Genomic DNA, 11,192 nt, shown 5'->3' with positions numbered 1-11,192 from the left:
CCTTTATATAGTAAACTCACAATAGGTTCGTTAACTTTTAGCTGCTAGAGATGAGGTAAGTTTAATCCTATGAAAAATAAAAAGTTAAGGGCATTTCTTTATTTGACCATTCTTTTATTAATTGTTTTCATTCTCCTAAATATGTTTTCTACTTATTTAAGTATTAAAAATTCTGTTCAAAAATCCGTTGCCAATCAAAACTTGGTAGCTGCTAGGTCCATTGCCGACTCAATGGATATAGAGGCCTATCAACGATTTCTTAATAACCAAGTAAAGAGCCGGGAATATGAGGATATTAAAGCTTACTTAGAGGATGCCCGTGAAAAAATCGGAGCTTTGTATGTTTATACCATTAAGGTAGATAATCCGGTAGTATCAAAGGCCATGATTACTGGCTTTTCTAAAGATCATAAAGGGGATTTTCCTATTGGTGGGGTATGTACTGTACCAGCCAAGCAGGTGAAACAGGCCTATGAAGGCAAAAGCTTTATTACTGGGATTCTAGAGGATCCGGAATATGGGGATTATTTGACTGTCGGAGTGCCAATGAAAGATCAAGGTGGTAAGATTATTGGTTTTTTAGGTATTGATGTTAGTGCTGAGGATATCAATTCCATTAATGAAAAAGTATTGAAAAGCAGTATTGCCATCCTGGTTTATAACGGGGGATTTGTTATTATGCTGCTGGTAACCTTTTTTGTCATTCAAAAATGGTATCAAAAAGAACTGACACGTGAAGTGGGGGATACGGAGGATACATATCAATCGGAATTTCAATCGCTTATTGCTTCGGTCCATTCGTTAAGGCATGACTTTTCCAATCATATTCAGGTGATACACGGCCTTCTTAAATTAGAAGAGAACGCTAAAGCACTCGATTATTTAACCGGGCTCTCAAAAGAAGTGCATTCGATTGCATCGATGAAGTTGGATGTAATCCATCCAGGCCTATCTGTCCTGTTAGAGACTAAAAGGCTCTCCGCGCAGAATTATAACATCGATATTGAGCTTGATATTTCATCTAACTCGTTCAACAGGGTCAAAACAATCGATTTGATAAAATTGTTATCAAATGTCATAGATAATGCCATTGAGGCAACGATTGAATTGCCAGAGCAAGAACGCCGAATGAAAATTGCCTGTATAGCGGATGAGGAAAAGTATACGTTTATGGTCACGAACACCGGTCAAATGATTTCCGCCTTAGACCAGGAGAATATATTCGCTAGCGGATTTTCAACCAAAAAGGCACAAAAGGGCAAGGTTCGCGGGCAAGGCTTGTTTATCGTTAAAGACTTAGTGGACAGGTATGATGGAGAGATTCGAGTACAGTCTAATGAGAAGCAGACTTCCATTACGATGATTATACCTGTAAATGGAAAAATGGGCTGATTCATTTTCAAAGGGAAGCACAATAAAAAGTCCATAAAAAGGGTGCTGAAAACCTAAAAGGAATGATTCCTAATAATATAGAAGGAATCATTCCTTTTTTTTATGACCAGGGTATTGAAGCATCGTGACCACATCTATCTTACAGCAAATTCATTCCTCAAATAATCAATCATCTGTCCAAAAAAGTACGTGTACCTAGTAAAGTCCTGTTTATGAAAATGAAGCCTTATTAATGAAGAGTTAATAGCAATGATCAAAAATTGGATGTTTCAAATTCTATAATCTTCTTATGCAAAAACAACCGTTTTGGCAGGTTAAAAATGAATGTAAATAAAGTGACCTTAAGACAACCTTACCTTAATGCCTTTCCTTAAAAAGAAGTGAATAAAAGAATGGCAAATGGACATAATGGGAAGATGTTTAGCTGCTTTCATCGAGATTATGATAAGATGGAAAAAAATCATATAAGGCAGTGAGAGTGTGAAACAACAAAAAGGAAAACTTCTCGTCATCATTGGACCGACTGCTGTTGGCAAGACAAAAATGAGCATCGAGATGGCTAAGTTATTTAATGGTGAAATTATTAGCGGAGATTCGATGCAGGTATATAAAGGAATGGATATTGGGACTGCAAAAATCAAGAATGAAGAAACAGAAGGAATTCCGCACTTTTTACTGGACATTAAGGATCCGGATGAACCATTTAGTGCAGCTGAGTTCCAGGAGCGCGCTAATGCTTGTATCGAGGACATCCAAAGCAGAGGTAAACTCCCTATTATCGTCGGTGGAACAGGATTATACATACAATCAGTCATTTATGATTATCAATTTTCGGAAGCTCCATCAGACCCCGTTTATAGGGCTGGACTGGAAAAACAGGTAAGGGAGTTCGGAATCAATCCTGTTTTTGAGCAATTGCGCAAGGTCGACCCTGAAAGTGCAAATCGGATTCATCCTAATAATGTAAGACGGGTAATCAGGGCACTTGAGATTTTCCATTGTACAGGTAGTACGATGAGTGAGCAGCTGAATGATCAGCCTACAGAATTGAAATACGATACGTGCATCATTGGCTTGACAATGGAACGTGAAAAATTATATCAACGTATCGATCAACGTGTTGATGGGATGGTAGAAGAAGGGCTAATTCAAGAGGTGAAGTCATTTTATGAACAAGGATTGAGGGATTGCCAATCAATCCAGGCTATAGGCTATAAAGAAATCTATGATTATTTTGAAGGAAGAGCTTCATTGGATGAAGCAGTGGAAACTTTAAAGCAAAACTCTCGTCGATACGCCAAAAGACAATTAACTTGGTTTCGGAACAAAATGGATGTGATTTGGTTTAATATGACCGATCTCGAAGGCTTTCCAAAAAAAATACATGAAATATCTGGATTTATTGCAGGAAAGCTTTTCAATGAAGGCGAATACATAAAATTAGAGAGAAAAGAGGAGGACTAATACATGAAACAATCAGTAAATATTCAAGATCAATTTCTTAATCAATTAAGAAAAGACGGTACGTATGTGACGGTATTTTTATTAAATGGTTTCCAGATTAGAGGTCAAGTTAAAGGGTTCGATAATTTTACCGTTTTATTTGAATCAGAGGGCAAACAACAGTTAGTTTATAAACATGCGATTTCTACATTCGCTCCACAACGTAATGTTCAAATTGATTACGAGGTGAAGGAATAATCATATATATGAATGTAAAAACAGGTTTCGCTTATAGCGACCTGTTTTTTTTTGTTTGCTTTGCTCGTTTCTTTTTCAAAGAATCGATAATTTTACGTATCTATATTGAATATATATTAATGGACGGATTATTTTCCGGGAAACCGCAGGAAATGACATCACAGCAAATAAATTGCCGAATCGGAAGAGTACTTGTCGTAAATATTTTTCTGAGGGAAGTATTCTGTCAGAATAAGGCGTCTTTTGAAAGAGAATATGGCAAATTATAAGGGATTTTTGGAATACCAAAAAGTAATTAGGGGAAATTTTCGATGGGTTTAGTTATGGCTAAGCTACCTATGACTATGCCATCATAAATCGAATGAAATTGTGGAGTTAGGGGTCCAAGATGGAGAGGTGAATGCATTGGAACAACCGATCCGTATGAAAAATAACGGGCAAATCAATATTGTGTTTAATGCGGAAAACAGAAAAGCGCTACAAAAGGATCTGCCGATAAAAGAAATTTTGGTGCAAGAAATCCCCCACCAGCATGTAGCATTGAAGGAAATTGAAGATGAACTTAAATCGCTGGTAGGAATGGAAGAAATGAAACGGATGATCAAAGAGATATATGCCTGGATTTACATCAACAAGCAGCGTGAGGCAAAAGGGCTGAAGACCGGCCGTCAAGCACTGCATATGATGTTTAAAGGAAATCCTGGAACAGGGAAAACAACGGTTGCACGTTTAATCGGGAAGTTGTTTCAAAAAATGAATGTACTCTCAAAAGGGCATTTAATTGAAGCGGAGAGGGCAGATCTGGTCGGGGAATATATTGGTCATACTGCCCAAAAAACTAGGGATTTAATTAAAAAAGCCATTGGCGGGATTTTATTTATTGATGAAGCCTATTCTTTGGGAAGAGGCGGAGAAAAGGATTTTGGTAAAGAAGCCATAGATACCCTTGTTAAACATATGGAAGATCGCCAACATGAATTCATTTTAATTCTTGCTGGGTATTCGCGGGAAATGGATTATTTCCTCAGCCTTAATCCTGGCCTTCATTCCAGGTTCCCGCTTGTTGTAGACTTTCCGGATTATACGATTGATCAGTTAATGGAGATAGCTGATCGTATGCTGCAGGAAAGGGAATATTTAATGAATCGGGATGCTGAAAGGAAATTAAAAGATCACTTAATCGTATTACGTTCATTTCGAGGATCGATTTCATTCTCTAACGGCCGTTATATCCGCAATGTACTTGAAAAGTCGATTAGGGTGCAGGCAATGCGGCTTTTACTGGAGGATTCGTTTGAAAAAGCCGATTTACTGACCCTTACCAGCCAAGATTTGATTTTTGAGGATGATGAGAAAGAATGACAAAGGAAAGCCCACCAAAATGGCGGGCTTTTCAAATTTATGTTTTCGGCACCCATTTTTTATTGGGAAGGTGCCAATTATAAGTGTAAGAAAGGACTCGTAATATTGTGATGACGACAAAGAGCATATAAAGCTGCCATGACTGGGATAATACTCCGCTTCCTAAAGCTAAGCCTGCAATGATGGCCCACACTACGTAAATTTCTTTTCTGAAGACCAATGGCTTTCTTCCGGCCAGCACGTCACGGACTATTCCTCCGCCGCATCCGGTTAATGCTGCTGATACGATGATGGCACTTATTGGATGATTAAGTTCTACGGCATACATTGCGCCTTGGATAGCAAAAGCTGAAAGGCCAATGGCATCACTGAAGTTTCCCCATCTATCCCAATGTTTTGATAGGATTGTAGGAAAAACAAAAACGATGGTGATGGATATTATAGCAATGGTGAAATAAAAACTTTGATTCCATAACGTTGAAACGGGGACGCCTATCAGTAGATTCCGAATTGCCCCTCCGCCAAAGGCCGTTATGATTCCTAAAATATAAACTCCTAAAATATCATACTCTTCTTCCATGGCAATGATGGTCCCGCTAATGGCAAATGCTATTGTACCTATGAAACTTAATACTTCCCATGTCATATGAATGTTCCCTCTATGTCTTCTCAAATTTGATGTTAAAGTCAAACTTGATTTTAGCATGATTATGGACTTTTTAAAACGGTAAAAGCTTAGTTTTCAGGAAAGTTTTATAAGTGCGAATTTTTTGTTATGATTAACTGAAATCTTCGAGAAGGTGGTGCATGATTTGGAAGGACGAATAAAGGAAAAAGCCGTGTTGATAGGGTGTCAAACAACAGAAGCTAATGAACGTTTTGATTATTCACTTGATGAGTTGGCTTCGTTGGCGAAGACGGCGAATGCTGAGGTATTACTAACCATAACCCAGAAAAGGGAAACCATCGATCCGGCTACATATATAGGAAAAGGCAAAGTGGAGGAGCTTCGGAATCTGGAAGAGGAGCTGGAGCCGGATTTATTCATCTTTAATGATGAACTATCCCCGAGCCAGATTCGAAACCTTTCGAAACAATTGGAGGCAAGGATCATTGATCGGACGCAGCTCATATTAGATATATTTGCTCAGCGTGCGCGTTCCAGAGAAGGGAAGCTGCAGGTCGAACTTGCTCAGCTCCAATACCTATTGCCGCGTTTAGTCGGACAGGGAACGGCCATGTCCAGGCTTGGGGGCGGAATCGGAACAAGGGGTCCAGGAGAAACGAAGCTTGAAAGCGACCGTCGTCACATTCGAGGCAAGATTGATGAAATCAAGCAACAATTAAGTAGCATAGTGAAGCACCGAGAACGCTATCGCGATAGAAGGAAACGGAATAAGACCTTCCAAATTGCACTAGTAGGATATACCAATGCAGGTAAATCAACGCTGTTCAACCGTTTGACGGAGGCGGATTCATTCGAAGAGAACCAGTTGTTCGCTACACTGGACCCCATGACACGAAAAGCCATTCTCCCCAGCGGCTTTACCGTGCTGTTGACGGATACGGTTGGCTTTATACAAGATTTGCCGACATCCTTAATCGCCGCGTTCCGCTCGACTCTGGAAGAAGTGAAAGAAGCGGATCTGTTGCTCCATGTGGTCGATTCCTCAAGTGCCGATTACTTTAATCATGAGAAAACGGTGCATGATTTGCTAAATGACTTAGAAGTCCCTTCCATTCCACAGCTAACGTTGTATAATAAGAAGGATAAGGTTCACGCTGATTTTGTAAGGTCTTCCAATCATCCTTCTTTATTGATCAGTGCTTATGAACCATCGGACCTGAATCATATCATGGAAGAAATTGAAAAGTACGTGATTGAAGAAATGGTCCCATATTATGTTTTCCTTCCTTCGAGTGAGGGTAAACTATTATCACAGCTAAAGAATGAAACCATATTGCGCACTCTCTCCTTTAATGAAGAAACGGAAAGATATGAATGCAAAGGTTTTTGTCTAGCTGATCATCCATTAACCGGGCAGCTAGAGAAATTTTCATTATAAAGGGGAATTTTTGATGTATCAGCAGTTAACAAATGGAGAAGTGTTAAAAAACATTGTCCAGGAAGTCGAAGCAATGATTTCTCCATTACATAAGCAAGTGGATGAACGAATTGAAGAAAATCAATTCCGGGTATTACAAAGCTATCAAGCACATAGAGTGAGTGATTCACATTTCATCCCTACGACAGGGTACGGATACGATGATACGGGACGCGATACGCTTGAATTGATATATGCAGATGTTTTTGGTGCGGAAGCTGGATTAGTACGCCCTCAGATTATTTCGGGGACACATGCCATTTCCACCGCCCTTTTCGGCATATTGCGCCCAGGTGATGAATTGTTATACATAACTGGAAAGCCGTATGATACGTTGGAAGAGATTGTCGGTATCCGGGGCTCGGGCATAGGATCTTTACGCGATTTTAATATAAGCTATAAGGCCGTTCCGTTAGCGGAAGCTGGAACCGTTGATTTTAAAGCAGTCAAGCAAGCCATTCAACCAAATACCAAGATGATCGGTATACAGCGGTCAAAAGGGTATGCTACACGTCCTTCTTTCACGATTGATGAAATCAAGGAAATGATTTCCTTTGTAAAAGAAATAAATCCTGAAATTGTCGTCTTTGTCGACAACTGTTATGGAGAGTTTGTTGAAACGCAAGAGCCATGTCATGTCGGGGCGGATTTAATGGCAGGTTCATTGATTAAAAACCCAGGTGGCGGGATCGTGAAAACCGGTGGATACATTGTCGGTAAAAAAGATCTTGTCGAAGCCTGCTCGTATCGATTAACATCACCTGGAATAGGGGCTGAAGCGGGCGCTTCGCTTTATAGTTTACAGGAAATGTACCAAGGATTCTTTCTTGCGCCACACGTCGTAGGCCAAGCTGTTAAAGGAGCCATGTTCACAGCCGCATTTTTAGAGAAAATCGGGATGAATACGTACCCTCGATGGGATGCGAAGCGCACTGATTTAATTCAATCCGTCCAATTTGATGACCGAGATAAAATGGTTGCCTTCTGTCAGGCCATTCAATATGCATCACCAATCAATTCCCATGTAACACCATATCCTGCTTATATGCCGGGTTATGAAGATGATGTAATCATGGCAGCGGGCACTTTTATACAGGGAGCAAGCATTGAGTTGACGGCAGATGGTCCGACAAGGGCTCCATATGTTGCCTACGTTCAAGGCGGGTTGACGTATGCCCATGTTAAAATGGCTGTATTGACGGCAGTGAATGCGCTTATGGATAAAAAACTGATTCAATTGTAATGGAAATTTGGCGGTACCGTAATAGGAATCCAGATCAACTGGATTTCTGCAATGAACAATAGTCGCAATATTTATTGGGTTACAAATCATTCAACTTTTCTGAAAAAAAGACGTCATAAAATGTAACATCATATTGACAAGTTTAATAACATGATATAAGATTATATCATGATAAACAAAAGGAGGATGCTAAGAATGAGCGGCAACAACATTCGGCGTTCGATGCCTCTTTTTTCCATCGGAATCGTCATGCAGCTAACTGAGTTGTCTGCACGCCAAATTCGGTATTACGAAGAGCATCAACTTATTACTCCTATGAGAACAGATGGAAATCGTCGGGTTTTTTCTTTAAACGATATCGATCGACTACTTGAGATTAAAGACTTAATCGAACAAGGAGTCAATCTGGCCGGCATAAAAAAAATTTTCACTGTAAAGGAACAAAATTTACCTAAGACTCAAGATTTAGAACAAGCGGAAAAAATAAGGCGTGACCTAAGTGACGAGGAGCTTCGTAAGCTTCTGCGCGCTGAGCTTCTACAAGGCGGTAAGCATCGAACATCTCTACGACAAGGGGATATGTCTCGTTTTTTCCAATAAAAAATATGATTTTTAAAGAATATTAGGGGGAATAGAAATTGACAAAGTTCACACGTGAAGACATCACTCGCTTAGCGAAAGAAGAAAATGTTAAGTACATTCGTTTACAGTTCACTGATATTTTAGGGACGATTAAAAACGTTGAGATCCCAGTCAGTCAATTGGAAAAAGCACTTGATAATAAAATGATGTTTGACGGATCTTCCATTGAAGGTTTCGTACGTATCGAAGAGTCTGATATGTATCTATATCCAGATTTAAATACATGGGTCATCTTCCCTTGGACTTCCGAAAAAGGTAAAGTTGCACGTCTAATTTGCGACATTTACAATACGGATGGAACACCTTTTGATGGGGATCCCCGTGCTAACCTAAAACGTGTTCTTGCTGAAGCAAGAGAAATGGGCTTCACAGATTTCAATCTTGGACCTGAACCGGAATTTTTCCTATTCAAACTGGACGCAAACGGAGAGCCTACTCTAGAATTGAATGATAAAGGCGGATACTTTGACCTTGCGCCAACTGACTTGGGAGAAAACTGCCGTCGTGATATCGTTCTTGAGCTTGAAGAAATGGGATTTGAAATTGAAGCATCCCACCATGAAGTAGCTCCAGGACAACATGAAATTGACTTTAAATATGCCGATGCGATCTCAGCATGTGATAACATCCAAACATTTAAATTAGTTGTTAAAACGATTGCTCGTAAACATGGTTTACACGCAACATTCATGCCAAAACCATTGTTCGGTGTTAATGGATCTGGTATGCACTGTAACGTTTCTTTATTCAAAGGAAACGAAAACGCATTTTATGATAAACAAGGCAAATTGGAATTAAGTAAAACAGCTGAGCAATTTATCGCAGGGATCATTAAGCATGCTCCAAGCTTCACAGCGGTAACAAACCCAACTGTTAACTCATACAAACGTCTAGTACCTGGTTACGAAGCTCCTTGTTATGTTGCTTGGTCTGCTAAAAACCGTAGCCCATTAATTCGTATCCCAGCTTCACGTGGAGTGAGTACTCGCGTAGAGGTACGTAGTGTCGATCCAGCAGCAAACCCATACTTGGCACTTGCTGTAATATTGAAAGCCGGTCTTAACGGTATCAAAAACGACCTGACTCCTCCAGCGCCAGTTGACCGCAACATCTATGTTATGAATAAAGAAGAGCGTGAAGAAGTAGGTATCGTTGACCTGCCAGCTACTTTATTTGCTGCTTTGGAAACATTAAAAGCTGATGAAGTAATCAAAGAAGCGCTAGGTGAGCACTTGCTTGAACACTTCATCGAAGCAAAAGAAATCGAATGGGATATGTTCCGTACACAAGTTCACCCATGGGAACGCGAACAATATATGTCTATGTATTAATAGCTTTAAAGCCTTGGTATTACTGAGTTTCTCAGTTGCCAAGGCTTTTTTTATTTTTATAAAATGAAAGGGAACTGGCTGGCTGACCACATTTTGACCACATTTCAACCTATTTCATATTCAACTGGGCATAATCCATGTATTTTGAATATCCGTCCACACTTTTTTCTTCGAGTTTTTTTGACACGTGAGCATATACATCTGCTGTTGTTTGAATGGTTTTATGTCCTACGTTCCTGCACATCTTTTAAAATCCGTGGATGGTTAGGTTTAGTCTTTCTCCTAGCATTATTGTAAAAGTGGGAGAAGTAAACATTACACATTATCAAGCTTGAGCAAATACACTTATAAAGGAATTAAGGCACTCATTCAATTGGGTGCTTTTTCTTTTAGAATGAGGAATAATTCACATTTAACCGTTAAAATGTATAAAATATTACATTGTAATAGGTAATTAGTTGCGGAAACATAAGATGAATGGTATTGTTAAACTTGTGTTTTTATCCAATATAGGGAATTAAGGGTAAATTTTCAATGTTTTACAAAGTGAGTAAAGTTTTAGGTATGTTTGCACTGGTTTTTTTACTATTTTTAGTCTTGCCAACTAATTCAAAAGCAGAATCAAATGATGAAGGTTCAACACCAATTTATTTGTCAGATGAAGAGAAAGATTCATTAAAAAACTTAGGTTTTAGTGAAGAAGAAATTGATAGTATGACTGAAGAAGAGTATGAGGCATTTGCAAATATTGATGGCGAATTAACAGGAGAATCTACTGAATTCTTTCAAGTTACAGAACAACAAGATGGACAAGTAGATATCATTCCTGTTACAGAGGAACAAGCTACCCAAGGACTTTTCCATGATAAAGTTATGAGGGCTACTAAGACAGAAAAGACAAGTTGGATAAGTTTAACTTTAACATCTTCTAAATTGTCAAATGGAAATACATTATTGAAAAATTCATTTAAATGGCTAAAGAGTCCTAATGTGGGATTAAAAGATGTCCTAGCTATAACTCATTCAACATCAGCTGTAAAGGTATCTGGTACGGATAAGTTTGTTTATAAGTATACAGATGGAAGCTATCTCATCAACTCCAAGTGCAGCAGGTTGGGCAAAGAAATTTGATATAAAGGCAATTGGATCAAATGCAGCACCTAAGAACCATAATGGCTACCTATCTTACCAAGTGAAAAAAGGTAATAAAAACGATGTCAGTGCCAACGCTTATGGGTATTATACACATGTTACAGTTGGCCTAACAGGGACGATTACACTTTCAACAGGACAAGTTTCTGTCGGAGGAAACATAAAGAAAAGCAACGCAAATGTTCCTATGATAACATTTAAGTATTAAAGGCTATGTCTATTAATCTATTTGATTATTATAGATATTAGTTATAATTAAGCGGA

At 39.0% G+C, this 11,192-nt stretch carries 11 protein-coding genes; 10 read left to right on the top strand and 1 reads right to left on the bottom strand.

The window, feature by feature from the left end:
• Positions 1-69: 69 nt before the first annotated feature.
• The 4 genes from ACFWE9_RS16815 (at position 70) to spoVK (ending at position 4,455) form a co-directional block, all read left to right on the top strand.
• Positions 70-1,392, top strand: coding sequence for a sensor histidine kinase (locus ACFWE9_RS16815; protein ID WP_230159523.1), 1,323 nt, complete (start codon positions 70-72; stop codon positions 1,390-1,392).
• Positions 1,393-1,935: 543 nt separating this feature from the next.
• A complete protein-coding gene (gene miaA, locus ACFWE9_RS16810) occupies positions 1,936-2,856 on the top strand; it encodes a tRNA (adenosine(37)-N6)-dimethylallyltransferase MiaA (RefSeq protein WP_230159632.1) in 921 nt (306 codons plus the stop codon).
• A gap of 3 nt (positions 2,857-2,859) precedes the next feature.
• Complete coding sequence (gene hfq, locus ACFWE9_RS16805) at positions 2,860-3,093, top strand: RNA chaperone Hfq (RefSeq protein WP_034313436.1); 234 nt, start codon at positions 2,860-2,862, stop codon at positions 3,091-3,093.
• A gap of 405 nt (positions 3,094-3,498) precedes the next feature.
• Positions 3,499-4,455, top strand: coding sequence for a stage V sporulation protein K (gene spoVK / locus ACFWE9_RS16800; protein WP_230159524.1), 957 nt, complete (start codon positions 3,499-3,501; stop codon positions 4,453-4,455).
• A gap of 37 nt (positions 4,456-4,492) precedes the next feature.
• Here spoVK and ACFWE9_RS16795 read toward each other — a convergent pair whose 3' ends face one another.
• Positions 4,493-5,101: a trimeric intracellular cation channel family protein gene (locus ACFWE9_RS16795; protein ID WP_230159525.1), complete on the bottom strand. Its 609-nt coding sequence runs from the start codon at positions 5,099-5,101 to the stop codon at positions 4,493-4,495.
• 166 nt (positions 5,102-5,267) lie between these two features.
• Here ACFWE9_RS16795 and hflX point away from each other — a divergent pair, with 166 nt between their 5' ends.
• The 6 genes from hflX (at position 5,268) to ACFWE9_RS16765 (ending at position 11,136) form a co-directional block, all read left to right on the top strand.
• Complete coding sequence (hflX, locus tag ACFWE9_RS16790; RefSeq protein WP_230159526.1) at positions 5,268-6,521, top strand: GTPase HflX; 1,254 nt, start codon at positions 5,268-5,270, stop codon at positions 6,519-6,521.
• Positions 6,522-6,534: 13 nt separating this feature from the next.
• Positions 6,535-7,803 (top strand): methionine gamma-lyase family protein, encoded by a 1,269-nt coding sequence (locus ACFWE9_RS16785; RefSeq protein WP_377357791.1) that lies wholly within the window; start codon positions 6,535-6,537, stop codon positions 7,801-7,803.
• 195 nt (positions 7,804-7,998) lie between these two features.
• On the top strand, positions 7,999-8,403 hold the full coding sequence (locus tag ACFWE9_RS16780; RefSeq protein WP_230159528.1) for a MerR family transcriptional regulator: 405 nt from the start codon (positions 7,999-8,001) through the stop codon (positions 8,401-8,403).
• Between the two features lie 38 nt (positions 8,404-8,441).
• Positions 8,442-9,776, top strand: a complete 1,335-nt coding sequence (gene glnA, locus ACFWE9_RS16775) for a type I glutamate--ammonia ligase (protein ID WP_230159529.1) — start codon at positions 8,442-8,444, stop codon at positions 9,774-9,776.
• Positions 9,777-10,310: 534 nt separating this feature from the next.
• Complete coding sequence (locus ACFWE9_RS16770; protein WP_230159530.1) at positions 10,311-10,907, top strand: hypothetical protein; 597 nt, start codon at positions 10,311-10,313, stop codon at positions 10,905-10,907.
• The gene (locus tag ACFWE9_RS16765; protein ID WP_230159531.1) at positions 10,855-11,136 is read left to right on the top strand and encodes a hypothetical protein; all 282 of its coding nucleotides are present in this window, start codon (positions 10,855-10,857) and stop codon (positions 11,134-11,136) included. The genes ACFWE9_RS16770 and ACFWE9_RS16765 overlap by 53 nt, the downstream gene beginning before the upstream one ends.
• Positions 11,137-11,192 lie beyond the last annotated feature (56 nt).

Origin of the sequence: Peribacillus sp. NPDC060253 (assembly GCF_042727425.1) — a bacterium.
GTDB lineage: Bacteria > Bacillota > Bacilli > Bacillales > DSM-1321 > Peribacillus.
This window is presented reverse-complemented; position numbering and strand designations above follow the sequence as displayed.